The sequence below is a fragment of the Microbulbifer regidiadema (SeqCode) genome (assembly GCF_052466995.1).
The window spans coordinates 2287504-2313441 of the sequence record NZ_CP174297.1; the positions used below are offsets into that span (position 1 = coordinate 2287504).

General features: G+C 46.7%; 24 protein-coding genes. 20 read left to right on the plus strand and 4 right to left on the minus strand.

The annotated features are described in order from the left end of the window. Positions 1 to 26 precede the first annotated feature (26 nt). Positions 27 to 428 (plus strand): hypothetical protein, encoded by a 402-nt coding sequence (locus ACJJIK_RS09900; protein WP_444932058.1) that lies wholly within the window; start codon positions 27 to 29, stop codon positions 426 to 428. Between the two features lie 289 nt (positions 429 to 717). Here ACJJIK_RS09900 and ACJJIK_RS09905 read toward each other — a convergent pair whose 3' ends face one another. Together ACJJIK_RS09905 and ACJJIK_RS09910 are read right to left on the minus strand one after the other, a co-directional pair. Then, positions 718 to 1554, minus strand: a complete 837-nt coding sequence (locus ACJJIK_RS09905; RefSeq protein WP_444944930.1) for a transposase — start codon at positions 1552 to 1554, stop codon at positions 718 to 720. Between the two features lie 669 nt (positions 1555 to 2223). Then, positions 2224 to 3060 (minus strand): transposase, encoded by an 837-nt coding sequence (locus tag ACJJIK_RS09910; protein ID WP_444944931.1) that lies wholly within the window; start codon positions 3058 to 3060, stop codon positions 2224 to 2226. A gap of 628 nt (positions 3061 to 3688) precedes the next feature. Here ACJJIK_RS09910 and ACJJIK_RS09915 point away from each other — a divergent pair. Then, complete coding sequence (locus tag ACJJIK_RS09915) at positions 3689 to 4171, plus strand: YcxB family protein (RefSeq protein WP_444932063.1); 483 nt, start codon at positions 3689 to 3691, stop codon at positions 4169 to 4171. A gap of 621 nt (positions 4172 to 4792) precedes the next feature. Further along, positions 4793 to 5437 (plus strand): hypothetical protein, encoded by a 645-nt coding sequence (locus ACJJIK_RS09920; protein WP_444944932.1) that lies wholly within the window; start codon positions 4793 to 4795, stop codon positions 5435 to 5437. Between the two features lie 98 nt (positions 5438 to 5535). Here ACJJIK_RS09920 and ACJJIK_RS09925 read toward each other — a convergent pair whose 3' ends face one another. Beyond that, entirely contained in the window at positions 5536 to 5700 is a 165-nt protein-coding gene (locus tag ACJJIK_RS09925; protein WP_444944933.1) for a helix-turn-helix domain-containing protein, read from the minus strand. A gap of 340 nt (positions 5701 to 6040) precedes the next feature. Continuing rightward, the gene (locus tag ACJJIK_RS09930) at positions 6041 to 9115 is read right to left on the minus strand and encodes an autotransporter domain-containing protein (protein ID WP_444944934.1); all 3075 of its coding nucleotides are present in this window, start codon (positions 9113 to 9115) and stop codon (positions 6041 to 6043) included. An 899-nt stretch (positions 9116 to 10014) separates the two neighbouring features. Between ACJJIK_RS09930 and ACJJIK_RS09935 the strand changes: the two genes are divergently transcribed. The 17 genes from ACJJIK_RS09935 to nuoG all read left to right on the plus strand — a co-directional run bounded on the left by ACJJIK_RS09935 (position 10015) and on the right by nuoG (position 25936). Beyond that, positions 10015 to 10311 carry a DUF1889 family protein gene (locus ACJJIK_RS09935; RefSeq protein ID WP_444932067.1) on the plus strand — a complete coding sequence of 99 codons (297 nt, stop codon included), beginning with the start codon at positions 10015 to 10017 and terminating at the stop codon, positions 10309 to 10311. Positions 10312 to 10652: 341 nt separating this feature from the next. After that, entirely contained in the window at positions 10653 to 11363 is a 711-nt protein-coding gene (locus tag ACJJIK_RS09940) for a DUF4386 domain-containing protein (RefSeq protein WP_444944935.1), read from the plus strand. A gap of 195 nt (positions 11364 to 11558) precedes the next feature. After that, entirely contained in the window at positions 11559 to 12188 is a 630-nt protein-coding gene (locus tag ACJJIK_RS09945; protein ID WP_444944936.1) for a DUF1294 domain-containing protein, read from the plus strand. 400 nt (positions 12189 to 12588) lie between these two features. Beyond that, positions 12589 to 13173: an HD domain-containing protein gene (locus ACJJIK_RS09950; RefSeq protein WP_444944937.1), complete on the plus strand. Its 585-nt coding sequence runs from the start codon at positions 12589 to 12591 to the stop codon at positions 13171 to 13173. Between the two features lie 121 nt (positions 13174 to 13294). Continuing rightward, complete coding sequence (locus ACJJIK_RS09955; protein ID WP_444944938.1) at positions 13295 to 13738, plus strand: hypothetical protein; 444 nt, start codon at positions 13295 to 13297, stop codon at positions 13736 to 13738. 42 nt (positions 13739 to 13780) lie between these two features. After that, a complete protein-coding gene (locus ACJJIK_RS09960; protein ID WP_444944939.1) occupies positions 13781 to 14557 on the plus strand; it encodes a hypothetical protein in 777 nt (258 codons plus the stop codon). 159 nt (positions 14558 to 14716) lie between these two features. Continuing rightward, positions 14717 to 15019 (plus strand): hypothetical protein, encoded by a 303-nt coding sequence (locus ACJJIK_RS09965; RefSeq protein ID WP_444944940.1) that lies wholly within the window; start codon positions 14717 to 14719, stop codon positions 15017 to 15019. 71 nt (positions 15020 to 15090) lie between these two features. Continuing rightward, a complete protein-coding gene (locus ACJJIK_RS09970) occupies positions 15091 to 15615 on the plus strand; it encodes a DUF6985 domain-containing protein (protein ID WP_444944941.1) in 525 nt (174 codons plus the stop codon). Positions 15616 to 16227: 612 nt separating this feature from the next. After that, positions 16228 to 16815 (plus strand): GNAT family N-acetyltransferase, encoded by a 588-nt coding sequence (locus tag ACJJIK_RS09975; RefSeq protein WP_444944942.1) that lies wholly within the window; start codon positions 16228 to 16230, stop codon positions 16813 to 16815. A gap of 254 nt (positions 16816 to 17069) precedes the next feature. After that, positions 17070 to 17408 (plus strand): hypothetical protein, encoded by a 339-nt coding sequence (locus ACJJIK_RS09980; RefSeq protein ID WP_444944943.1) that lies wholly within the window; start codon positions 17070 to 17072, stop codon positions 17406 to 17408. A gap of 284 nt (positions 17409 to 17692) precedes the next feature. After that, the gene (locus ACJJIK_RS09985; protein ID WP_444944944.1) at positions 17693 to 17863 is read left to right on the plus strand and encodes a hypothetical protein; all 171 of its coding nucleotides are present in this window, start codon (positions 17693 to 17695) and stop codon (positions 17861 to 17863) included. Between the two features lie 278 nt (positions 17864 to 18141). Continuing rightward, the gene (gene ndhC / locus ACJJIK_RS09990; protein WP_444932078.1) at positions 18142 to 18561 is read left to right on the plus strand and encodes an NADH-quinone oxidoreductase subunit A; all 420 of its coding nucleotides are present in this window, start codon (positions 18142 to 18144) and stop codon (positions 18559 to 18561) included. A 12-nt stretch (positions 18562 to 18573) separates the two neighbouring features. Continuing rightward, positions 18574 to 19221 carry an NADH-quinone oxidoreductase subunit B gene (locus ACJJIK_RS09995; protein ID WP_444932079.1) on the plus strand — a complete coding sequence of 216 codons (648 nt, stop codon included), beginning with the start codon at positions 18574 to 18576 and terminating at the stop codon, positions 19219 to 19221. 44 nt (positions 19222 to 19265) lie between these two features. After that, on the plus strand, positions 19266 to 21071 hold the full coding sequence (gene nuoC / locus ACJJIK_RS10000) for an NADH-quinone oxidoreductase subunit C/D (protein WP_444944945.1): 1806 nt from the start codon (positions 19266 to 19268) through the stop codon (positions 21069 to 21071). 147 nt (positions 21072 to 21218) lie between these two features. Beyond that, on the plus strand, positions 21219 to 21785 hold the full coding sequence (nuoE, locus tag ACJJIK_RS10005; protein ID WP_444944946.1) for an NADH-quinone oxidoreductase subunit NuoE: 567 nt from the start codon (positions 21219 to 21221) through the stop codon (positions 21783 to 21785). Continuing rightward, entirely contained in the window at positions 21763 to 23037 is a 1275-nt protein-coding gene (gene nuoF, locus ACJJIK_RS10010) for an NADH-quinone oxidoreductase subunit NuoF (protein ID WP_444944947.1), read from the plus strand. Before nuoE ends, nuoF begins: the two co-directional genes overlap by 23 nt. A gap of 55 nt (positions 23038 to 23092) precedes the next feature. After that, positions 23093 to 25936, plus strand: coding sequence for an NADH-quinone oxidoreductase subunit NuoG (gene nuoG / locus ACJJIK_RS10015; RefSeq protein ID WP_444944948.1), 2844 nt, complete (start codon positions 23093 to 23095; stop codon positions 25934 to 25936). Positions 25937 to 25938 lie beyond the last annotated feature (2 nt).

A 25938-nucleotide genomic window follows, 5' to 3' on the forward strand; every position in this document is an offset into this window, starting at 1 on the left:
TTATCGGAGTATAGAAAGGTAAAGAAATGGAAAAAAATGAAATAGGTTTAAGAGACATAAGTATTAACTGTCTCGAAAGTTCGATTATAAAACACTTTAAACAAGAAGTTAAAAACATATCTTATGACAGTAGAATAGTTAATAGCTTTCATTATTATGGTCAAAGTGAGCCGGATTCCATTGCAATTAACGTTCAACTTAAAGTGGGGAACGCATTTACCGCTTATGAAGATTGTGATTTTACTAAACTAAGTATTACAGAATACACTAAAGTTATTGAAAAAGCTGTATTAGATGTTACAAATGTAAAAGTATTTGCCAGAATCTCTGAAGTAGAATTCAAATACGAAGGAAGTATAAATTCATATGTGGCTTTTCACGTTTGTCTTACAAGGCAAAAGGAAAAACCAGAGGCTTTACAATGGTAAGTTCATACGCCCTAACAAACTACTCCAGCCGACGTTTTCGTCTTCGCTCCGTTTTAGAATGGCTACGCCACTCTACCCCCAAAACTCCACTACCTGGGGCGATCTAGGACAGCCAATGACTGGAGAGTGGTGCCGGCAATAGAGCTAGCTCCCTCTCTGGCGGCTCTTTCTCTTTGGTTTACAGGTAAAGGAGATGAAATGCTGGGAATTGGTCTTCAGGCTATTGGGATCGCTGTTTTTCGATAAAAGCGCGGTAATCGTGCTGTTGAGTACTTGAGGCCGGGGCAGATTAGCAGGGCGTAGCTGAGAGGAGGCGCCGGCAGTCGCTTATACCGTGTACCCAGCGTTTATCGAGTTGAGCACAAACTTTTTGTACAACCTCTACCGATCCCACCAAGCCTTTAAAGCGACTTTCAAAGTTCCGGCTGAGATAGAGCCAGTGCTTGGGTGAAATGCCGAGTCGCTCCAGAATAGGAGGTATGTTTTCGGCAATACAACCCCGTTTTCTTGGGTCTAAATGCCGGCCACTCCAGTCCATTAGCTCCAAATAGTGATCCAGCTGGAAAGGTAGCCCTTTCGGCATATTCAAACGCTCACCGCCGACAAACGGGTGTAGATTTTTGGGCTGCTTACCTGAGACTGCCACACGAATTCGCTGTTGAATCGAAGTGTAATCAGACTCTTCAGGTGTCTTGGCAATATTGGCACGGATGGGGTTAAGGTCTACATAGGCCATACAGGCGGCGAGTGCTCTTTCATCCAGTAAAGCCTGAGACTTGAACCGGCCCTCCCAAAAGCGGCCGCTACACCCGTCCTCAGCATTGGCCTGCCGGGCGATAGACTCGTTCAAACAGCGCATAAACCAGCTGATATCCATTAGACGCTCCCGCCATAAGGAAACGACCTCTTTTAGCCTGTCTTCCTCAGCGTGATCGAGGGTATCCCCCTGAAGATAGCGCTGAGCCAAGCAGGAAGCTTTGAAAAGTTTTTGCCAGCGAGTAATTACCTCTGTAAGAGACCACTTATTAGCCGATTTTGTGTCGATATAGAGCACTATATGGTAGTGATTACTCATTACCGCATAGGCGGCAATATCTAGCGCAAACACCTCGGCCAACTTATGCATATGGCTTTCAATCCATTTGCGCCGATGCTCGTAATCTTTTCCAGATTCAGCATCTCTGCCACAAAGAAATGCACGCCGTACACAGCGGGAGACACAGTGATAGTACGGTGTTACATCAAGAGATATCTGGGTGCTTCGCGGTAGATTCATCGGTTACACGCGTATTTATGTGTATAAACATACAGCATTTTGTGGGATTTCAATCTTTTGTCAATAGGGATTGCGGTTTATACTTTCTATTTGGTGGGTGTCCAGGATTCGATTTTTAGTGCCTAGAATTGAGTGCAGTTTCCTTTTTCTTCCCTTACTTCAAAAAGAGAAGGGAGAACGGCGAAATACTCTTATAAATCTATGCTCTGCGAATAAATATGACCTAAAGTCTGCTAAGTCAATAGGAGTTTCGTTTGTTGCCTCGGAAGGCGGCTGGCAAGATGTTGAATGGTGCTTTATCGAGTCTCCTTGGGCTAAGGAGCCAACGGCGATCTAGGACAGCCAATGACTGGAGAGTGGTGCCGGCAATAGAGCTAGCTCCCTCTCTGGCGGCTCTTTCTCTTTGATTTACAGGTAAAGGAGATTAAATACTTGGAATTGGTCTTCAGGCTATTGGGATCGCTGTTTTTCGACAAAAGGGCGGTAATCGTGCTGTTGAGTACTTGAGGCCGGGGTAGATTAGCAGGGCGTAGCTGAGAGGAGGCGCCGACAGTCGCTTATACCGTGTACCCAGCGTTTATCGAGTTGAGCACAAACTTTTTGTACAACCTCTACCGATCCCACCAAGCCTTTAAAGCGACTTTCAAAGTTCCGGCTGAGATAGAGCCAGTGCTTGGGTGAAATTCCGAGTCGCTCCAGAATAGGCGCCGTGTTTTCGGCAATACAACCTCGTTTTCTGGGGTCTAAATGCCGGCCGCTCCAGTCCACTAGCTCCAAATAGTGATCCAGCTGGAAAGGTAGCCCTTTCGGCATATTCAAACGCTCACCGCCGACAAACGAAAGTAGATTTTTGGGTTGCTTACCTGAGACTGCCGCACGAATTCGCTGTTGAATCGAAGTGTAATCAGACTCTTCAGGTGTCTTGGCAATATTGGCACGGATGGGGTTAAGGTCTACATAGGCCATACAGGCGGCGAGTGCTCTTTCATCCAGTAAAGCCTGAGACTTGAACCGGCCCTCCCAAAAGCGGCCTGTACAGTTGTCTTCAGCATTGGCCTGGCGGGCGATGGATTCATTTAAACAGCGCATAAACCAGCTGATATCCATTAGACGCTCCCGCCATAGGGAAACGACTTCTTTTAGCCTGTCTTCCTCAGCGTGATCAAGGGTATCACCCTGAAGATAGCGCTGGGCCAAGCTAGAGGCTTTGAAGAGTTTTTCCCAGCGAGTAATTACCTCTGTAAGAGACCACTTGTTAGCCGATTTTGTGTCGATATAGAGCACAATATGGTAGTGATTACTCATAACCGCATAAGCGGCAATATCCAGCGCAAAAACCTCAGCTAATTGCTGCATACGATTTTGAATCCATTCGCGCCGATACCCGTAATCTCTCCCGGAAGCAGTATCCCGACCACAAAGGAATGCTCGCCGTACACAGCGAGATACGCAGTGGTAATAAGGGGTTGCATCGAGAGATATCTGACTGCTTCTAGGTAGAGTCATCAGCTGGGCATACATTTATATGGATGAATATCCAGTATATTGTAGTGTTTCCGCCCTTTGTCAAGAGGGTTGGCGACTTATACTTCCTGTTTGGTGGGTGTCTAGATCTGCTTCGCTAGATCTGCTTCGCCTGTTCGCCAGCTCGTAGTTTTGCTAGCGAGCCCCTCCCCACAAGACCTCACGGTATTGCAGTTGCCATTCGATGGTAGTTAGCATTTAATGGCGCCCATTAAACGGTGATCTTCCTGCACGAGACTTTCACCCCATTAGTCCACGCCCACGCTGGGCGTGCCAAATTTAGGCAAGCGGACAAATTACTACGCCTTCAATTCCGTAATTTGCCGTTGCTAAAGGCGTTATGTGGGGCTAAGTCCAGGCCTTATTGAGAAATGTGGCGTATTTGACATTAGCTTAAAGGATCATCCTGACACTCACTGTAGTGCTACGACAAATTTACCAGACACAATAAGTTGTTTTTATGCAGCCTTTTAATACTCAATTTACCTTATCTAGAGATTACCTTGCCGAATGCTATGATCAATCTCTACCCTATGGGAAAAATGTCAAGCCCAATTATCTTCTTCCTACATTATTATTATCTTCTGGTGCGGGATTACTGTTATTTACTGAGCAACCTAAGATCGCAAGTTGCACGTTAATTGCATTAGGCGTGCTGGAACTGATTCACATTCGATATCGGCGAGCTTGGTGGTTAGCACGACAGATGCTTGGGAAAAGTGCCGGTAGTGAAGTGAAATTGACCATAGATAAGGATGGAATCCAGACGCAGAATCCTTATACGATAACAGCTCTGTTGTGGGCAGATATCGTGCGTATTATTGAAACCGATTTAGGGCTTATTTTGGTAGCTAAATCTGGGGGGCAGCAGTACTTGTCTAAATCGTTATTACCTCCTGAATTAATTAATGAGATAGTTACCAAGATTAAGGGTAGACATTAGAGATTGCCTTGGCCATTACTGACTGAGGCATAGCTATGTCCCAGCACTTTTGTCTATCCCCAGGATAGTGGCTAGCGGGCGGGGTCTATTTATGAATCAGTGGTCACGCTAAACAGATCTCCCCAGATAAGAACGTGAACTTTCACTACCCAACTACGCCATTTACTCTACTCGTTAAATCACATGGCTTCGATGCCCCTGGTCACCTCGCCTCCAGGCTAAGCCTCAATAGGACTCCTCTTGCTAGCGGCTTCCTCCCCACAAGACCTCACGATGTTGCAGTTGCCATTCGCTGGCAGTTAATATTTAATGGAATTCATTAAATGGTGACCTTCCCACAGGGGGCTTTCACCCCATTAGTCCACGCCCATACTGAGCGTACCAAGTACAAGCAGGTTGCTTCGGGTCTTTGGCTCCTCGCAGGACGACCTGCGTTCAAGCTGTAGAAAAACTAATGTACATCTATAGCCCCTCAAGTATGATCAAACATTGACCACATATGGTGATTCTACCTGAATTCTGATTTAGCTCTCACTGATGAGTAGGCTATTTTTCATGTAGAAGCACAATACGAAAGGAGGGCTGAGTTTTTCTACACCCTCGTTATAGCCAAGGATAGATATGGAAAATAATAAGATATTTCTAACAATCAACAGAGTTAACTCAATACTCTTTCTACTATTATTAACTACTTCATTAATTGGGGCTTTTTTTATCTTTCAAGAGGTAACGAAAAGCACAAGGATAAATTCGGTAGAAATTGCTACTCCTGACAAAGAAACTAAAGAAATAATTGAGCTTTCAGATGTAGAAACAATTCGAGACAAAGGAATCCAGTATATACGCGTCTATTCAAAGCGTGACGGTGTTTTAAACTCTGGGGGATATAGTCGAACTCTTCGAAACCTGCTTTTCTTAAGTCAAATCGGGGAAGAGCCTATATGGTTACTTCCGGACAATAATTCTCAAATTATTGAACATCGCATTCTTACAACATATGATAATCAAACAAATGAATCGACGTCCGACTACATCTATGTGGAGATTCTCCCCAAATCTGAAGGGGTAAGTGCTTGTGTCAGCGCTACGGATGGAACAACCCTTGAGTGCCTTGATACTGGATTAAACAAAATCATCCAGTACGAGTATTTCTCCGATAAACAGACGTTAGGCTTGCTTGTTCAAGTGTCAGATGAACTTCGCTACAAAGTTTTTAACCTTGTATCGAAGAAGCTAGAGTCTGACAAATTTGTGATAAAGCTATAAATCTGGTAGCCGGTAGTTTCTAGCTACCGGCACCCACACCACCCATCGAACGGGTCCGCAATGGGCGGCCCCCTACCCGCAATTAATTTCCTGCCTACCTACGCCGCTCTTCCGCCTCGATTACAAGAGAACTCTCTGCTGATCGTAGGCTGGTTAACACCAATCTCCCTGGCAATTGCGCTCTGGCTCCAATCACTTTTCTTTAGCACCCAAATCCGGTATCGCTGCTCTTTGGTCAGCTGCCGGCAATGTTTTACCCTCACTTAATCTCTTGACAGAGAAGAAGCCGCTGATACTACCTTCAGCTGACCGCTCTTTTCCAGATAATTAACTGATGCACTTCAGAGTTGAATACAGAAAATGGTATGTCTTAGCAGCATCTTAGAGTTTAAATCGGGTAGCCGGTAGCTTCTTCGCCCCCCATCATGCAAGTCCACAATAGCGACTCCTTACCCATAAGGAACCCCTACACAACGATCACGTAACGAAATCAAGCCCATCTTTTCGACAAGCTAATTGTTGAATACCCATAGATCGCCTTCTTATTGATAGCATCAGCAACACAGCACCTCTCCGCAATCAATAGCAAAGTAGACCGGGGAGCTAGAAAGCTACTGAGATCTGTGCGGTTATGGCATTGTCGCGTGCGGAGTCAGCGAGTAAACCAAAATAAGAGAGTCCCAGAATAACGTTATCCCTGGGCCTATACCCTAGAGTGGCATTGACCACTGCACTATCCCTCGCGAGGGGTGCACCATCCACAAAGAAGGAACTACTACCAGTGGCAAAGGCTAGTTTTGCCTCAGGCGTTAGATCACCGAAAGTATGCAACCAGCCCAGGCGGCCCTCAGCGCTCAAACGTCCATCGCCAATTAGCAGGTCACTGGCAACCCGTAATCCAAGGGTACTAAAACCATTATCCTGAGTATAACCGATGCCTCGGAGTGCAGCTCCACCACCGTACTCAGTAAATCCGTCCGCCCTACGGTTAACATAGGCAATATTAGCGAAAGGCTCGACAAATAGATTCTGCAATTCCAGGTCATAGCCAATCTCAGCAAAGGCCTGGGCTGTACCAACATCGTAATTGTTCTCAAAGCTGCCTGAATAGCTCAGGACAATAACATCTCGATCAATCGAAACATGACTCCAGGTGTACGTTAAGGCTCCTCGCAGATTAACCGGGCGTAATTTTCTCACAGCGTAAACCGCGAGGTCGTAGTTGTCGCTGTCTCCAGTAGAGCGCCTGGAATCAATATCGAAGCTGGAACGGCTATATCCGCCAGCCAGGCCGAGTGTAATATCCTCGCGAGGGCTTACATCAAAGCCAATCGTGCCCCCTCCAATGGAGCGCGAGAGCCTGCCTGTGTTGGAGCTGGAACCGGTACTGCCCCAGGCCTTATAACCCTGCATCCAAATCGTTGCCTCCATTCCAGACAAAGGGGCAGTTTGCGGGCCACTCTTGAGCCCACCGCTAGCGGTACTTGGCAGGCCAACCTGGCGCTGCCGACCGCCGATTGCATCGCGTAGAAAAATAGATTGAGTTTGCAGAACTGTCTGGGCTGAAGCATAGATCTCACCAGAAAGTGCGACAAATGCAGCAGGTGCTCTCGGTCGATCTAAAGAGACGAGCGCATCCATCAACCCCCCTTCGGGAGCAAGGCTATCAAGCGCTTCAGCAACATTCACTTGATTGGGCGTTTGAGCCGCAGAAGTAAAAGACACATCACTGCGGACCGTAGCCAGGGTGAGAACGCCGCTATCAACTGAAGCTGTAAGATCTATGAAGGGATAAGTGCTGGCAAAGGGGTCCGTCAGCGAGCCTACACTGCCATCAATCTCAGTATCGGAGGTTAAGATCGAATAGCTCTGTAAGCCGATAGTAGAGGGGTTGCTTACAGAAACCGACAGATTAACGTCGTTGAGGGTAACCGGCCCAGTAACGGCGAGCAGATCACTGCGACCAGCAGCGGCGATATCCACTTCGTAGACAGAGCCGGCCTTGAAAGTCACGGTACCATCAATATCCATTCGACCAATAGAGTTACCCGGAGCAACTGTACCGTAAGTAACTAGGTCGCCCTTGATCTGGCCGTTACCGGACAGGTATCCAGAGTTCATTACATCACTCTGAATCACGCCATCATTAATTAGATTGCCAGCAGAGACCACCTTACTGGAGCCGATTGCGGTGAGACTTCCCCCATTGATAAATTGAGCTCCATCCGCAACGGTAACCCCCCCTTTGATTGAACCACTCAATGCTAGTGTGCCGGCCTGAATATTAGTGCCACCTGAATAGCTGCTATCGCCAGCCAAAACCAGTGTTCCACTACCATTCTTAATGAGACCGCCAGTGCCAGTAATATTGTTGGCCCAGATATCGAAAGCATTAAAACCACCTTGGCTTGCATCAAGGCTAACAGAGACATCCTTATCGAAGGAGCCAAAGCCATCGGCAGCAGAGAAGAGATCGAGCCGCGCCCAGCCACTGCCATCATCCAGTACGGACCCAGAGGGTATCTGTGTAGTCGCCAAGACACTACGACGCTGTTCTTTGGAGAGATAAGGGAACCGCGTAGCTAATAAGATCTCCGCGCCCTCAGGTACTATGGACGGCAAATCTGTGGCCCCCACCGGCGGCAGACCAAAGGTAAGTAAGTAGCGGTAGGCCTCACGCTCCTGCTCGAAAGCCGCAGCACTGGGAATAACGCCTGCTCGAATACAGGCGCCGACATCCTCCGCACAGGCAGCTGCGTAAGGGGACTCACCTCCCGACCCGAGATAATCCTGTAAGTCCACCCCCGCCGCTTTTAAGCCTGCCAAGGTGATGGGATTATCATAATCGTAGGTACCGTTAAGAGCATTCGCAATATTGTAGGTGGCGACAATACGACCGCCAATTACATCTAGAGAATAGTGGGCACCAAAGATGACTCGGCTATAAGAAAATTGTGTACCGGCATAAACGAGCTCCTTGAAATATTGCGGGGCAGTCATCGCTGAGATAATCCCGATCGTATTGCCAATAGTTGAGTGACCACTGGGAAAGGCCGGGCTTTCCGATAGGTCTTCCCAAGATTCGTCAGCGTAGGGAGGAGGCGGCACAGTGCACTGTTGAATCTCAACCGCAAACAGATCAGTGTTGGCTGGTGTCCAGGCGTTGCTATAGATCGATTGAGAGACCTGAAAAGGCCTGGGGTCCCGATTAGTAACATTGGGCAAGCGGCCATAAGCATTGCCATAAACATCGAAGGTGGCAAAGTAACTCTTTAGTGAACTAACGATACTGGTGAAATCGTTAGTACTGCCACTGATCAAATTGAGGTAGCTCTGCGGAGGGGTATTAGGACCTGGGTCAGGTAAGTTGCCGGAATTAAATTTCTCACTCAACTCAGGCGCAGCAATAACCCAAACATTCCTTATTGGAATGACTATTTCCTGAAGCTGAGAATTTGTAGCGGCTTCGGCCCTCTCGTTCCGTGTAGAATTTAGATAGATCTCTTCAGTTTTTTGCAGGTTTGCCTGTAATGCCTCCTCACCGGCACGACTACTTGTTAGATCGACAAAGGGAGAAAGAAGCCTTCCCGTTGCTATACAGGCCTCATCCCCGTTACATTCATCTTCTAACTTAGCGCTATAACACTCTTCATTCTCTTCCTGACATTGTATTTCCACAACAGATTCATCAGATATTGCATCTTTCGAAAAAAATATTGACGTGATTATTATCAAAAAAAAGACCCACCAGAAAGATATCCGCATCTCACCAAAAGCAACAATACACAACAGTTCAAAGCGGCCCATCTTCCCTCCAATACATCTAAATCACTCCCCCTAGTTCCAATAAGTGATTTATACACTTCCGGCAAAAGCCCATTAATAATCTAGACGCACAGTATCAAAATACAACCGAGCAATAGGAAAAACCTCCTATACATTCCGCCCCAGTCAACCAGCTCCAGCTAATGATTTAGTTGGAATGGAAGCCCCTTTGACATTTTATCTCGGGACCGGCAAAGGGCAACGGAGCTTGTGGCTACTGTGCGGAGGCCACTACACGAATACATTGCTGAATCGAGATATAGTTGGACCTTCTGAGCCTGATACGAATGAAATTAAGATCCACATAGGTCATACAGTATTGCCCATACTTTTTAGCTAATAAGGCCTGCCCTCCCAGAATCGACCTGAGTAATGCTATTCTCTGTTGGCCTAGCGAGCTATAGACTCATTGAAGCAGCATATAAACCAGCTGAGACCGAATAAGCCAACCCGCCACAGATTGAATTTAGTGTTACATTAAATTTTTAGGTAAAGCACTTGAAGAGGGTAATTTTCTTGGAGACTTGTCTGGCGGGCTGGCGGCTATCTAATCAGTGAGTCTTGTACTTCTAAGAAATTTTAAGTTTATCGCAAAGCTCAAGAGGCTTAAGGTTTTTAAATAACACCACTGGATAAATTGTGTACAGCTTAACGGGAGGAACTGGACTATTTCTCCATATAAAGCTTTGAATAAGGCTAAAAGGTGTGTATAAAATACAGGTTATACGCTATACATCAAAAGGAAGTGAATCTTGAATCAATTAATTGACAAAGCATTTGAATATCTAACTATCACATGCAACACTTCATCATTGCACCCTAATGATGAAGATAGAATCAAGGTTACATTAAGAACCCTTCATAAGAATAAAGTATCCATTGACATTGCATCATTAGAGGATTTACTAAAGAGCAATAATTGGCAGGATAAAACCATCAAAAACGTTGTCAAATGGGCCAAGGCAGTTACAAGTGGTGGCGGCGTTAAACTCAAGCATAAAAATATGGCACCAACAGAAAAAGAGCTTTGGAAGAAACTAAATTCATAACAAATTTTTGAAATTTTCTTCGCGAGTAAAATATTCATCCAAAACCAGGCAGCCCACACTGCGCTTAGCAGGAGAGTGGTACCAATTTGCACAAAACTTAACCTAAAATTAGTATTATATACAACTGAAAATATTCCGATAATTGCACCGAAATAAAAACTGAAGTTATAGGCAGTATGACAAGATTAGCAGGCAAATGATCCAACCTAACAACCAGCGTCAAAAAATTAATTAACAGCTTATTTTCGGAATTCAGTGACTCAAGCTCTACCCCACTTCAACTGTGGATTATTAATACGTTAGAATTCTAGTCGCGCGTAACAATCGAAGGATAATTACTGATGGATAATACAGGGTCACCACTTAGACTATATGCTAGGCACTTAGGTGCAGCATACTTAACTTATATTATTCTAGGAATGCTCAACTCGCTACTTTTCAAGAAAGGAATATATGATTTTGGAGCTTTTAATGAGACAGAGGTTAGATTCAGATTTGCTCAGACCATAGACATTATTATGTTTATCGCTGTTATTTGGGCATCCTGGGCACAGTACCTGGTCACAAAAACGATAAATAAAAATATTGCTTTTCTAGCACTACTTTTCAGATTTGGGGAGGGCCTCCTTGGGTTTGTTGCAACAATTACCACGTTAACGGTTATTGCAATTTTAAGAACCCAAGAGTACTCAAATGTATTTCAAGAGGACCAACTGCATGCATTAGCCAGTATCTTCGTTAATATGAGTGGCTCAATCTGGGACGTTCTTTTGATTATAATGGGTATAGGCGCGACTATCTTCATGTATTTATTTTATGTTTCAAATTACGTACCGAAATGGCTGACTCTTTGGGGGGCTTTCACATACATGTCGATGGTGGCTTATGGATTTTCAAATATTTTGCTACTCGAGCCACCTCAAATATTGAAACACCTCATGCTGCCAGGCGCTTTTTTTGAAATCACATTTGGTCTATGGTTGTTAATCAGAGGGGTTAGCACTAAATCCTGCTCAGGGGACACTCTAGACTTGCACAAAAGTAATGCTTAGCAAGCTCAAGAACTTAACATCTACAGCACAAGAGCCAAAACAGTATTACATGGCCAGAGATTATAATGAAAATATATCTTGCTATTTCCAGGGATTACTAATACCAGATAAACTGACATTAAAAAAAGCAGTAAACTATAATTCATTTACCTCATATGAAGGTAAATCTGTTCATCCCTAATGAGTAAATCTTTGATGAAAGGAAAAATAAAAGAATACAATAGCTCTAAAGGATTTGGATTTATTGAGGGTAGTAATGGAAAAGATATTTTCGTCCACACTACTGACTGTAAATTCAGACTCTCATCTTCTCTGGTGGGTGAAGAGGTTGAATATACAACCTCAAAAGATTCAAAAAAACGAACCTGCGCAGTAGGTGTGAAGCTCACAAACAAAAAAGAGAGCAGATCACCTTTCACATCTAATACAATGCTAGCGCTTGGCTTTGGGAGCCTCCTCGGTTATTCCGTATATAAAAATGAATATCCAATTGAAATGATATGCCTGATTGGTGTTTTATCTTTTATCTCAATACTCGTCTATGGCCGAGACAAAGCGGCGGCCTTAAAAGGTAGGTGGCGAGTGAGTGAAAATACACTTCATATATTGTCATTACTCGGTGGCTGGCCTGGAGCAATATTTGCTCAGGCGCTTTTCAAGCATAAAACATCAAAGCAACCTTTCCGCACTATATTCTGGCTTACAGTAATCCTTAATGTTAGCTTTATTGCTTGGACCTTCAGCTACAATGGTGATCGTTTCCTACACGCCAAGCTACAGGGTTTCAAACAAGTTCTACGGGAAATTCCTGGCAATATCCCCTGAGAACCTGAAAGTCACATGCAGCTAACAGAAGTATGGTGTGAGCGTTCTCAGAATCCAATATATAGCCATTAGGGTTTCAATAAAACATGAGAATATCTTTAATATATTCCTCAATAATCAGTGCTATTCCAGCTATTTTAGCGATGTATATTGCATGGAAGCACAACCCGCAGTGTGAAATACATTGTGAAGGTTTAATTCACTGGGAAACTTGGTTACTTGTTGGTGGCGCCTGGTTCATAGCAAGTTTTACAGCCCTACTCTTCCTATCAGTACTACTTTTTTGGCTGATCAATAAAAATATGTCATGATGGACAAGTCACATTAACAAATAAGATCGCAATTAAACACTTTTTGGGCCTGAATTCGCGGCCGCGCCGTAAGCGTTAGGAGGCAATACTTGACCGATAGAATTTCAGCAGTATCCGATTTCATGCTTCAGCTAGATGCCTTGAAATCTGTGAACCGACAAACCTACATCAACGGTGGAGAGAGAGTTGAAAACTCAGCAGAGCATTCCTGGCATTTGGCCATGGCCTGCTGGGCTTTCGCAGAGCTATTGCAAGATGATTATGATGTAGCAAAGCTTATCAAGCTGGCACTGCTTCACGATATTGGTGAAATCGGTACAGGAGATACTTTTCTTTACAGTAGCAATAGAGACAAGGCCCACATTGAGGAACGTAAAAGTGTAAACAAAATCGCTTCACATCCCGGCAATCCAATTGGAAGTCTTGTCGAGCTCTGGGAGGAACAGGAATTAGGAGAGAGTAAAGAGGCAAAACTACTAAAAGTAATCGACCGACTGCTGCCATTTATACACAATATTACTAGCGAAGGTCGTGCATGGCAGGACAACAACATTCATAAGGATCAAGTATTAAAAATGCATGCGTTTATTGAAAATGAAAATCCAGAAATATATAAGTGGTTTACTACAAAACTTGAGCATGCCGTTGAACAAGGCTGGCTAAATGCCTCCTAACCCCCTCAAACTTCACTTTTTACTAAACACTCTGATCCACAATAATACGAGACAATTTGTCTCACCCATTTAGAAAAATTTTCTACGGTGCTTTAGGCATTAGGCTATTCAAGGAGAGAAAATGAACAATCAGAAAGTCAACTTTTTACAAGTAGCCGGGTTGCTTACAGTTTTGGCTTCTTTGGTTCATATCGGATGTATAGTGTTTGGCGGTGATTGGTATCGATTTCTCGGTGCTGGTGAGCAAATGGCCCAGCTCGCTGAAAGCGGCCACCCCTACCCGACCATTGTAACCAGCATTATTTCTGCCGTTTTATTGCTTTGCGCTGCCTACGCTTTTTCTGGGGCGGGGTTAATTCTTAGACTACCCTTGATTCGGCTTGGCTTAATAATTATTTCCGCACTACTTTTAGTCCGCGCACTGGGGTTTTACTTTATAATGCCCGCTTTTCCAGATAACTCACCAACTTTCTGGCTTATCAGCTCTGGTATATGTTTAATCCTAGGCCTAACCTATGCACTGGGTCTGAAACAAAGGTGGCACCTAATAGCTCGAAAAGACTAAGTATGCCACAATGTAAGGTACAGCTCTTACAAGGATGATTTTATGCTCAAGAAGCTCTTGCTACTGACCCTCATACTTTCTACGCCGACGATCGCAGAAAGCTACAAGACCCGGGATTTTACCATTGAATACGATCCAAACGTACCAACCTCTATAGTTGAACAACTTGCAGAAAGAGTTATTAACAATAGAAAAGTCGTATTGGCCTACCTTAATCAGTCGAATAATTATACAGGGACACCGATTAAAGAAAGGTTGACCGTCTACATCTCGAAACAACGTCGAACTCCTTATCAAAACTGGAATACAATTCATATTCCAGAGAAAAGAGTTCTCTCCGAATTCTCGGAAGAAAGTAATGAAGATAACGGCTTAGCCGTCATTCATGAACTTGCACACGTTTATGCTGTAAGTGCTTACCGGAAAAATAAAAAAAATGGCTATGAAGACCGATTTTTTGATGATGGACTAGCTGTTTTTTTACAACATAGATTTGGTGAATCAGCAGAATACCCTGATTTTGGTGTCGACTTGTATCGTGCTGTCGCAGAAAAATCGACGGAATACGGAGAGTTAATCGCACTACCAGAAGCAGAAAACGTAAGGCACTCAGCAAAAACAGGTCTAGGAAGAAGGCTAGCATATCTGCAAGAGGGAGCGTTTACTCAGTTCTTAATTGAGAATTACGGCTTAGACAAGTACCTAGAAATTTATGCGGGAGAAAACCCCAAGAAAGTTACAGGGAAAACACTCAATGAACTCGAAAAAGATTGGACTCAGTTAATCAAAAATTTCACCTCAAAAAAACCAACAAGGTAAGCCTGGCCTTATGACTTGGCTCGAAAGGTATTTAATTTCAGACAATGCACTTGATGGAGTAATATTACCCTTAGAGATTCACCATAAGTAATGCAACATTTAGCCAGGCTACCAACAGGGCGCATTCTGCGCCCTCACCTGCTGACATTGTGAGGCACAATGAATAAAATTAACACAGTTGCTATTGCACTTTATAGTGGTAGTTTAGCTTTAGCTATAGGGCTGATTGCATTTGCACTAAACTGGAATGTCTGGGGCGGTGGCATGCCCGGATACAAACTATTCCTATTCCCTGGAAATTTGACACTTATATATGTATGGCACCCATTGCTAACTGAGGAAATAGATTTTTGGGAAAAACTCTTCCTCCATTCACTAGGCCAGTTTACAGTAGTTTCTGTTACTATCTGGTTAAGCTCCATTACAGTGGGGAGGCTGTTTAATAGCCGCACCTCACAGTAAGCAGAAACGAATTTGGCCCTACTGGCCTAACCTTAATGCGCTGAGCGTTATACTCCTTGAGGAATTTAACGATGATTGAAATCCCATTTTTGGGTGAAGTTGAAGAAGATCAATTTAACAATTGGATAATGAGCAAACCAATTGCAGTTAACGCGCTTGGTGGCGAGCAATTCGAGTTTATCTTAGATGAGTATAAGGACGATAAAGCAAAAGAAGAATTTCATGAGGCAATACAAAATTTTTTATCCATTGATGACTCAACATTAAAGGAAGCACAAGATCATATATACCGATACTACAAAGATATCTTTGTACAACTTATACCAGGTGATGACTGGTATATTGAAATAGCTACTCCAGATGAAATTTGGAAGCATATTAAATTTGGCAGCACAGCAACAGTATCACGTCGCCCACACGGAGATAAGTCGGTATATATCTCATTAGAGTGTTCCTGCGATTGGGAGCGTGAGCATGGACTGCAAATAGTTTTTAAGCAAGGACTGCATGTAAACAAAATTGGGCCATTTGACGGCCACCTTACAAATTCAGATGCTTACGCAAATGATGAGCTAGAAAATGTTGTATATCGCTAGGTATAACCAACGAACAGCTTTCAACTACTTTTTCGCCACTCTAAATTCTCCGGGTAAAAGTTAAATGAATAAATCCATTGTTTATTAAAACCAAAAACAGAGGGCAACACACCCACCATTGACAGAAACACTCTTTTAGCTTCCATATAATTAATCTACGAGAGTTTCAATAGATTCGAGGCCTTACTAAAACCTGATACCTTAACAACACTTCGGACAGTTTTAGCCCAGTAACCCTGCGGCTTACAGCCATACAGGTCAGTTATCAGCAGCTCTGGGCCACCTTAGACCTTTGATAAAGTAGGCCTCGGTAAGCTGTAACCTCATAAGTTAAGAGCGCCAGCTTTCTAAAACTGTCCGAAGTGTTGATCTTAAGAGGTTCAGAAAATATCATTGAAACATCAATATCTTATAATGAGATACTTAAGGCTCTCAAGAGAGTATATCTTGAGAGCCTTGAAAACAGAGAAAATCTGGCATATCCAGACTTAAAAACACCCCCTTATCTAAACCTATATACATTGTTATCTTGCAGGGTAATAATACTTTCTGTATAAAATACAGTTAAAGCCCTACCAGATCACTTAAATCATATTTTTCAGGGAATGAAAGATGCATGTAAACTATAAACAAGGAACTCAAGCAGACTGTCAGCGTATTGCTGAGCTCGACTATATTGCGTCCGAGGGTGCTGTTGAATATCTTTTTCATGATTTAATACCAGACTGCTCTGCTTTACAGCTACTTTACAATGGCTTAAAACAAGACGTTTATCCACATACTTTTCGCAGTGCTATTGTTGCCGAGCTTGATGAAAATATTATCGGAATGGCACTATCATATCCTGCGCACTACCACTGCATAACTGATCAGCTTGAAAATTTTTTACCGGCTGATCGGCTAGAGAGGTTCCGTGAATTTTATTCCAGCAGAGTTGAAGGAAGCTATTTCCTGGATGCTATTTGCGTTGACAAGCCCCATCAAGGATTAGGAATTGGGCAATCCCTACTACACCATATAAAAGAAAAGGCAGGTAATGAGGGATACAGCGAACTTAGCCTTATCGTATTTGCTGACAATAGCCGGGCCATTAACTTTTATGAGAAACAGGGGTTTAATGCCGTAAAAAGCATCACATTAGAACCACACCCACTTATCCCTCATAAGGACGGCTGTTTAATTATGCGGGCTGAGATTTAAAATTTATAGATTAAAAATATTTATGTCAAGCAGGTGCAACAAGCACACCACTATCAACTTTACATAACCCCTAAAATCATAACACAAAAAACCCACCACAAATTTCTAGCACGCTCAAAGTCACCCTCAAATCGTTAACAAAAAGCATTTTCGTAAATATTAGAATTTCACTAACATACAAACAATTCTTGAAACCATCAAATAAATAAGCAATATTTAAACCTCAGCAAAAATCAATTACAAGGACTGTAAAAATGAAAACAAAATCAATTTTGTTATGCTCCACTTTGGCCATTTCAAGCTCGGCATTTGGGCTTGGCGAGTCTGACTGGACAAAAGTTACTGAGATCTATACCGGTACAGGTAGTACCCCATCATTTACACTAAATGATCCAGGAAATGCTGGAACTGGCTGTAGTAACTCTGGATATATCCAATTTCCTCAGCTCTACACTGAAGAAAACCCAGGCGGGACTAGAGCTTTCGAAGTTTTAAGAGAAGCATTTGTAACAGGTAAAGACGTAATGGTAAGAACTGTCGGATGTAGTGAGAATTATTATCCTGAATTCTATACGATCCGAGTTAGATCATAACTTAAAAAAGAGACTTACACGGGCAGATCTCGCCTCTCGGGACCTGCCCGAAATATACCCACCAAGTTTTACACTTGACTATTATCAGAAACCAGCTTGAACACTCCCACCTATAAAATTGGCATAATAACTTATCCAGACACCCCCAAAAGGGCAGCCTCCTCCCCCAGCAGTAAGGATTAAGAACTCAACACGAAAACTTAAGATATATTTTGAAGAGAACCCTACCCTTCAAAACCTACAGATCATATAGATTCTTCAGCCCCCTCCATAGAACGAGCCAATTGAAACAATCTGAAAACCCACAACAAAACCTAAAACACAGAGTCAAAAATCAAAAAATATCAAAATCTAACCAAGAAAATAAAGCTAACTATCGGGCCAAAATCGAAACATTCCAACAATGTAAGCAATACGCCACACAAAAACACACGGCAGAAAAAATCACAGAATAAACCTCTATAAAAACAAACTTTATAATAAATAAACGTTCTTTATAGGCACTGGCGCTAACTGTCGCAAGGATTTATAAACAATGGATGATCAGCCAAACTCATTAAATTTGTGCCAGCAGGGCGCAAATTTACACCAAACAGGCTGGGGAGCCTAACTAGAAGTATCTTTCCACGCCAGATAAAAATACTCCCCACAAATGACTGAGGTGTTGTAGAGTTTGTCGCGGCATCAGTGGTTAACTTGGCCCAGGCCTAGTACGAAAACGGAGAGAGAACCGTTGAACTATCCAGATCAGTTTACCCCTCAGATTTGGCCGCTGATAGTTTACTGCTTGGCCGTATTTGCTCTAATTACCTTAATGCTCGGCCTCTCCTATTTTCTCGGCCAAAAACGCAGAGACCCGGCCACGGATGAGCCCTATGAATCCGGTATCGTCTCGCAAGGTAATGCGCGTCTGCGCCTCTCTGTCGCCTATTATCTGGTTGCCATCTTATTCATTGTTTTCGACTTAGAGGCCATTTATCTGTTCAGCTGGTCCATCGCATTTTATGAAACCGGCCTGCTCGGATTTATTGAGGCCACGGTATTTATCCTGATACTGCTGGTGGGGCTTATTTACTTGTGGCGCCTGGGGGCACTTGACTGGGGCGGACAGCAAAAAAGTTTGGATAAACGGCAACAATCCCGATCACAATAATGAGAATTTATAATGCGCTGGAAGCTGACCAAAGCCGAAGATCTCATTGCCACTGAACGCGGCAATCCCCCGGAAGCAATAAGCACAGAAGATATAGAAAAAAGTATTCTCCTTACCAAACTTGAAGAACTGATTTCCTGGGGCCGATCAAACTCCCTATGGCCATTTAATTTCGGGCTGTCCTGTTGCTATGTAGAAATGGCCACCGCCTTTACCAGTCGCCACGATATCTCCCGCTTTGGCGCCGAAGTAATCCGCGCCACTCCGAGGCAAGCAGACCTGATTGTTATTTCTGGGACCGTATTTCTTAAAATGGCACCGGTGGTACAACGGCTGTACGAACAAATGATTGAGCCCCGCTGGGTCATCTCTATGGGCTCCTGCGCAAATTCCGGCGGTATGTACGATATCTACAGTGTGGTTCAAGGCGTGGACAAGTTTCTTCCCGTCGACGTTTATGTGCCCGGCTGTCCTCCGCGCCCGGAGGCCCTATTGCAGGGATTAACCCTATTGCAAAAGTCTGTGGCTGCGGAGCGGCGGGCCTTTAGCTGGGTTGTGGATGAGCAGGGCGCTCACAAGGTTGCCAAGCCCAGCCAACGGGATCTCCACAGGGAGGAGCGGATGAAGGCGAACACGTTGCGCACACCCGATAGCGTTTAGGCTCTTTAAGCCTCACGGAATAAAAAATAACAACGGAATGGTCAATGAGCGCTGTCATCGCAAAAACTATCCACGGGGAAACGTCCTACAGGAAAGCGGCGGAGTCATTTATTCGAGATCTCGATAGCGGCTACAAGCTCCACACTTTCTGGTGGCAGCCACACTGTGATGATATCCCCACCCTGTGGATTGAGAAGCATGCCTTAATCCCCCTGCTGCGCTATCTCAAGCAAGAGATTCCCCAACCCTTTGAAATGCTGTATGACCTGAGCGCTATTGATGAGCGGCTGCGGATCAACCGGGGCGAGGGGGCAGAAAAGCAGCCCGCCAGTGATTTCACCCTGATGTATCAATTACTGTCATTCACCCGCAATTTGTTTATTCGCATTAAGGTGGCCCTGGCAGAGAGCGATCTGAGTGCGCCGACGGTGACTGGTGTTTGGGAGAATGCCAATTGGTATGAGCGGGAGGTCTGGGATCTATTTGGCATCGACTTTCCCGGCCACCCCCATCTACAGCGAATCATAATGCCCCTGACCTGGAAGGGACACCCGCTGCGCAAAGATCACCACGCCCGCGCTACCGAAGTCGATCCCTTTAGTTTGTCGGAAGAGAAGGAACGCAAAGAGCAGGAGGCCCTGTTGTTCCGGCCGGAAGATTGGGGCATGGCAAGGGGCAGTGAAAACTCGGAGTTTATGTTTCTCAACCTTGGCCCCAACCACCCCAGTGTGCACGGGGTCTTCCGCGTAGCCCTACAGCTCGACGGTGAGCAGGTTATCGATGCAGTGCCGGATATCGGCTATCACCATCGCGGCGCAGAAAAAATGGCTGAGCGCCAGGCGTGGCATACCTATGTTCCCTACACCGACCGTATCGATTACCTCGGCGGTGTTATGAACAACCTGCCCTATGTGATGGCACTGGAGCAGCTCGCCGGTATTAAAGTTCCCGAGCGCGCACAGATGATACGAGTGATGATGTGCGAGCTCTTCCGCATCTCCAGCCACCTGGTATTTTTTGGCACCTTTGCCCAGGACGTGGGGCAGATGTCCCCGGTGTTCTATATGTTTATCGACCGGGAAAAACTGTTCGGCATTGTCGAAGCCATTACCGGCGGCAGGATGCACCCGGCATGGTTCCGCATCGGCGGTGTGGCGCAGGATCTGCCCCAGGGGTGGGACAAGATGGTGCGGGAGTTCCTCGACTATATGCCCGCACGCTTAGCCGACTACGACGGGATGGTAATCAAGAACAAACTGCTACAGCGCCGCACCCGGGGCATTGGTGTGTACAACACCGCAGAAGCTTTCGAGTGGGGGGTCACGGGGCCCGGACTTCGCGCCACCGGCCTGGACTGGGATTTGCGCAAAAAGCGCCCTTACAGCGGCTATGAACAGTTCGAGTTCGAGATTCCCAGCTACGATGGTGGAGACTGCTTTGATCGCTGCCGGGTTAGGGTCGATGAGATCTGGCAGAGCCTGCGAATTATCCGCCAGTGTTTGGAGAATATGCCCTCGGGGCCCTACAAGTCCGACCACCCATTGACGACACCCCCGCGCAAGGGGCGCACCATGGAGGATATCGAGACTTTAATACAGCATTTTGTCAACAACAGCTGGGGGCCGGTTATGCCCGCCGGAGAAGTCTGTTATCCCATTGAGGCCACCAAGGGAATCAATAGCTACCAAATAGTCAGCGACGGGGGGACCACTTCATACAGGACCAGAATTCGCACCCCCTCATTTCCCCATCTGCAAATGATTCCGTTGATGTCGAACGGCCTGTTGATTGCTGACCTGATCGCCATTATTGCCAGCATCGACTTTGTTATGGCGGATGTGGATAGATAGTTATAAAAAAATATTGCGGCGCGCACAGGGCCGTACAACAGCGGAGTAAAAAGTGCACGGAAACCAATGCGGCGTTGCAGCTACCCCACTAGCCGGTAGTGGCAGCGCCTCACCGGCACCTCCGCAAGCTCTACCTCGGGGGCAACTATGTCCAGCTTATTAGAACCGGAACTGATTGAAGTAATGGCGCAAGGCAATAGGGACTCAGAAGACAATCAGGCAACCTTAACAACTCAAGAAAAACAGGAGATTGATCGGGAAGCCAGCCACTACCACGAGAAAACTTCGGTGGGGCTAGAGGCGTTGCGCATTGTGCAAAAACATCGAGGCTGGGTGTCCGACAACAGTCTTCTGGCAATTTCCAACTACCTGGATATCCCCGCCGCCGAGCTTGAAAGCGTTGCCACCTATTTTCAGCTGATCTTCCGCCAGCCCGTGGGCAAGGAGGTAATTTACCTCTGTAAGAGTTCCAGCTGCTGGATTATGGGCTGTGAGCAGTTACAAAAAAGAATATTAGCACGTCTGAATATCCAGCCCGGTGAAACCAGTGATGATGGCATTTTCACTTTGTTGGAAACCCCCTGCCTGGGTGACTGCGACAAGGCACCGGTCCTTATGCTGGGAGAGGAAATGCATCGGCACCTGGATGAAAACAGTATTGATGAGTTAATCGATAAAAAGAAAAAATACCATGCTGACAAATCCACTGACTAAAAATATTTCCAGTGAAAATATTGCCGCCAGTATTGAGCAGTATGTAGAAAACGACGGCTATCAGGGATGGCGCAAAGCCGTGGCTATGGCGCCGAACGATATTATCAATTTAGTAAAAGATGCCGGCCTGCGCGGGCGCGGTGGCGCCGGTTTTAACACCGGGCTCAAGTGGAGCTTTGTGCCCCGTGGGGATGACGCTCCACAGCAGAAATATGTGGTTTGCAATGCCGACGAGATGGAGCCCGGCGCCTTTAAAGACCGCCTGTTGATGGAGCGGGACCCCCACCTCCTCCTTGAGGGCATGGCCATAACCGCCTATGCCATTGGTGCCTCTCACGCCTATATTTTTATTCGCGGGGAATACCATTTGGCCGCCAGCCGGCTGGAGCAGGCAATCGCCGAGGCCAAACAGCAGCGTATGCTCGGGGAGAATATCTTTGACAGCGGCTTTAGCTTAGAAATTTGCCTGCACCGCAGTGCCGGCAATTATATCTGTGGTGAGGAGACCGCACTCCTCAATGCCCTCGAAGGCAAGCGAGCGATCCCCCGCGCTAAACCCCCCTTCCCGCAAGTGAGCGGGCTTTGGGGCAAACCCACCGTCGTTAACAACGTTGAGACCCTGTGCAACCTCCCCCATTTAATTAGCCACGGCGCGCAGTGGTATAAAAATCTTGGCCGTGGCGACGATGCCGGTAGCAAAATCTTTGGTGTTAGCGGCAAGGTCAAAAATCCCGGTGCCTGGGAACTGCCCATGGGCACCCCCATTCGCGAAATTATTGAGCAACATGCCGGCGGGATGAAAGATGGCCTGCAATTAAAAGGCATTCTGCCCGGGGGTGGATCGACCGATTTCCTCGGCCCCGACCACCTAGACCTCCCCATGGATTACGACGTTATCGGCAAAGCCGGCAGCCGTATGGGCACCGGTACGATTACGGTACTCGACGATAAAACCTGCCCGGTAGGCCTGGTACTGAACTTAACCCGATTTTTTGCGCGGGAGTCCTGTGGCTGGTGTACCCCCTGCCGGGATGGCTTGCCCTGGGCGGTTAAATTGCTGGAGAAGATCGAATCTGGACAGGGGACCCGGGAAGACCTGGCACTCCTCAAAGAGCAGTGTGAGCGCATTGGCCCGGGGAATACCTTTTGCGCCCTGGCCCCCGGTGCCGCCGAACCGATACAGAGTGCCTTAACGCTATTTGAACAAGATTTTATAGACCATATTGAGGGCGGCTGTTGCCCCTACACCTAAATTAATACAGCGGCCCCGATCCTAACAGTCCCTATAACAAGAAAATGGATTGCAAATGCCAACCATCACAATAGACGGTAGCCAATACCAGGTTGATGGAGAGCAAAACCTGCTCACTGCCTGCCTGTCCCTGGGCTTGAATGTGCCCTATTTCTGCTGGCATCCCGCCATGGGCTCAGTCGGTGCTTGTCGTCAATGTGCGCTCATCGAGTACAGGGACAGCGAAGATCAACGGGGTCGCTTGATTATGAGCTGTATGACGCCGATTAAGGATGGCGGCATTTACAGTATCAATACCGCTGCGGCAAAAGATTTTCGCGGTGCCGTCATAGAAGACCTTATGACCAATCACCCACACGACTGCCCGGTGTGTGAGGAGGGCGGCGAGTGCCACTTGCAGGACATGACCGAGATGTCCGCTCATACCCTGCGCCGCTATCAAGGTAGCAAGCGCACCCACAGAAACCAATATCTCGGCCCCTTTATCAATCACGAAATGAATCGCTGTATTACCTGTTACCGCTGTGTCAGGTTCTATCACGATTATGCCGGCGGTGAAGACTTGCAGGCCCAAGGGCGCAATCATCAGGTCTTTTTTGGCAGAAATACTGAAGGCAAACTGGAAAATGGGTTTAGTGGCAACCTGGTGGAGGTGTGCCCTACCGGTGTATTTACCGATAGAACCTTCAGCCAACATTTTGTGCGCAAATGGGACTTACAAACGGCGGCCTCGGTGTGTGAGCACTGCGCCGTGGGCTGTAACACCGCCCCCGGAGCTAGAGAATCCGGCAACAACCGCGACCCGCTGCTCCGCCGCGTAGTCAACTTATACCACCACGATATCAACGGCTACTTTCTCTGTGACCGGGGACGCTTTGGCTATGAATACGTCAATAGCAAGAGCCGTATTACCCAGGTACTCAGCGCCCGTGAAGATACCGTCATCAGCTCGACGGCCGACGCCGACGAACGCCTGCACAAAGAAATTCCCCCTCAGGAAGGGGTTTTTACACTCTCGGAAAAACTCGCGGCGGCGCACCGGGGCGAGCATCGCCTGATCGGTATAGGCTCGCCCAGGGCATCGCTGGAAAACAACTTTGCCCTACTAAAATTTGTAGGCCGACAAAATTTCTTCTCTGGGCTCAATCAGCGGGATATGCGCTTGCTACAGCTGATAAACCGCATCCAGAGCGACAGCAACATTCACAGCCCAACCCTCCCAGAGATAGAGTGTGCCGACGCAGTCCTGATACTGGGAGAGAATATCTACAACACCGCGCCAAGGGTTTCCCTGGCAGTTCGCCAAGCGGCGCGAAGCCGCCAAAAAGAACAAGCCCAGTCACTCAAAATACCGCTGTGGCAAGATGCCTCCGTTCGCCAACTGGGCGGTGAACCCAGCCCGATTATGTTTATCGGTGCGGAACTCAGCCAAATCACAGATATCACCGACAGGGCGATCTATACCCTACCCGAGAACACCGCCCAGATCGGCCGGGCAGTGGCCCAGTGTATTCTCGCTGTGAACAACAGAGAGATATCTCTGAGTGCGGAACACCTGAAGGCCTCAGAAGATATTGCGGCAATACTCACTGCGGCTAAAAATCCCGTGATTATCTCCGGCACCAGCAGCAAAGACAGCCAGCTTCTGCACAGCGCCGCACAAATCGCTGCAGCCCTGGCCGAAAAGAATGGCAAATCCAGCGCGCTCTACCTGTGCTGCGAAGAGGTCAATAGCTTGGGAATAACCCAACTATTTGAGCCGGAAACCGGTTCCCTTGAGCAGCTGCTCAATGAACTCAAAAAAGATAAAACCCACATCAATAAAACCCTGGTGATTTTGGAAAACGATCTCTCTCTGAGAATCGCGAGTCGAGAGTTAGATAGCCTTTTTGCCAGTGTCGAGGATATCGTTCTACTCGATACCCTACTGAATAAAACCGCCAAACACGCCGACTTAATCTTTCCGGCAGCGGCCACGGCAGAATCCCAGGGCACCTATGTCAATACCACCGGGCTGGCGCAGCGCTTCTACGCCGTCTATGAGGGCACGGGGTTTATTCAAGAGAGTTGGCGCTGGCTGGCTGATGCCGCCGGTTTTTGCACGGAGCACTCAGAAAACATTGACGCTATCGCCAGCTGGAACCACTGCCCGGATATCACCGAATCCCTGGCGGACAGCATTCCCTCCCTCGGGGTGATCAAGGCGCTGGGACCGGATGAAAACTATCGTATTGAAGGGCTGAAAGTCGCCAGACAGACCGCCCGCTACAGTGGCCGCACGGCTATTCACGCCGAGGAGCATGTCTCTGAAACTCCCCCACCCCAGGACCCCGATGCGCCCATGAGCTTTAGTATGGAGGGGGTTCACAATCCGAACCGCTCGCCGCTACAAGCCAATATCTGGTCTCCGGGGTGGAATTCCAATCAGTCAATCTTCAAGTTTCAGCAAGCGGTGGGCGGCGAGCGTCGCGGAGGCGCCAGTGGCCGCTCTATCCAGCGGCCAGCGCGGCCCCTATCGGAGTGGTCCCCAGCCACAGTGCCGGAGCGCGATTCAGACCAGGGCAAGCACAGCCTGAAGACAGTGCCGATCTACCGCCTGTTTGGTTCGGAAGAACTCAGCAATCGCTCCATGGGAATCTCCACCATTATCGATAAACCCTTTTTCACCTTAAACCGCGACGATGCCGAAAGTGCCAAACTCAAGCAGGGCGATACAGTGGCACTGGATACCAGCAGCGGGGTTTTCCGTGGCAAGGTGGTTATTTCTGATACCCAGCCTGCGGGCAGCTTGGGTGTGCCCGCAGGCCTGCCCGGACTTGAGGTCCTCACCCCCATATTGCCCGGCGGTGCCAATCTATTGCCGGTGGTAGAGAGCTCCAGTATCAGGCAGGAGGGTTAATC

Coding starts and splice junctions, on each gene's coding strand:
- ACJJIK_RS09900 (WP_444932058.1), top strand. CDS start 27: ATGGAAAAAAATGAAATAGGTTTAAGAGACATAAGTATTAACTGTCTC.
- ACJJIK_RS09905 (WP_444944930.1), bottom strand. CDS start 1,554: ATGCATAAGTTGGCCGAGGTGTTTGCGCTAGATATTGCCGCCTATGCG.
- ACJJIK_RS09910 (WP_444944931.1), bottom strand. CDS start 3,060: ATGCAGCAATTAGCTGAGGTTTTTGCGCTGGATATTGCCGCTTATGCG.
- ACJJIK_RS09915 (WP_444932063.1), top strand. CDS start 3,689: ATGCAGCCTTTTAATACTCAATTTACCTTATCTAGAGATTACCTTGCC.
- ACJJIK_RS09920 (WP_444944932.1), top strand. CDS start 4,793: ATGGAAAATAATAAGATATTTCTAACAATCAACAGAGTTAACTCAATA.
- ACJJIK_RS09940 (WP_444944935.1), top strand. CDS start 10,653: ATGGATAATACAGGGTCACCACTTAGACTATATGCTAGGCACTTAGGT.
- ACJJIK_RS09945 (WP_444944936.1), top strand. CDS start 11,559: ATGAAAGGAAAAATAAAAGAATACAATAGCTCTAAAGGATTTGGATTT.
- ACJJIK_RS09955 (WP_444944938.1), top strand. CDS start 13,295: ATGAACAATCAGAAAGTCAACTTTTTACAAGTAGCCGGGTTGCTTACA.
- ACJJIK_RS09960 (WP_444944939.1), top strand. CDS start 13,781: ATGCTCAAGAAGCTCTTGCTACTGACCCTCATACTTTCTACGCCGACG.
- ACJJIK_RS09965 (WP_444944940.1), top strand. CDS start 14,717: ATGAATAAAATTAACACAGTTGCTATTGCACTTTATAGTGGTAGTTTA.
- ACJJIK_RS09970 (WP_444944941.1), top strand. CDS start 15,091: ATGATTGAAATCCCATTTTTGGGTGAAGTTGAAGAAGATCAATTTAAC.
- ACJJIK_RS09975 (WP_444944942.1), top strand. CDS start 16,228: ATGCATGTAAACTATAAACAAGGAACTCAAGCAGACTGTCAGCGTATT.
- ACJJIK_RS09980 (WP_444944943.1), top strand. CDS start 17,070: ATGAAAACAAAATCAATTTTGTTATGCTCCACTTTGGCCATTTCAAGC.
- ACJJIK_RS09995 (WP_444932079.1), top strand. CDS start 18,574: ATGCGCTGGAAGCTGACCAAAGCCGAAGATCTCATTGCCACTGAACGC.
- nuoC (WP_444944945.1), top strand. CDS start 19,266: ATGAGCGCTGTCATCGCAAAAACTATCCACGGGGAAACGTCCTACAGG.
- nuoE (WP_444944946.1), top strand. CDS start 21,219: ATGTCCAGCTTATTAGAACCGGAACTGATTGAAGTAATGGCGCAAGGC.
- nuoF (WP_444944947.1), top strand. CDS start 21,763: ATGCTGACAAATCCACTGACTAAAAATATTTCCAGTGAAAATATTGCC.
- nuoG (WP_444944948.1), top strand. CDS start 23,093: ATGCCAACCATCACAATAGACGGTAGCCAATACCAGGTTGATGGAGAG.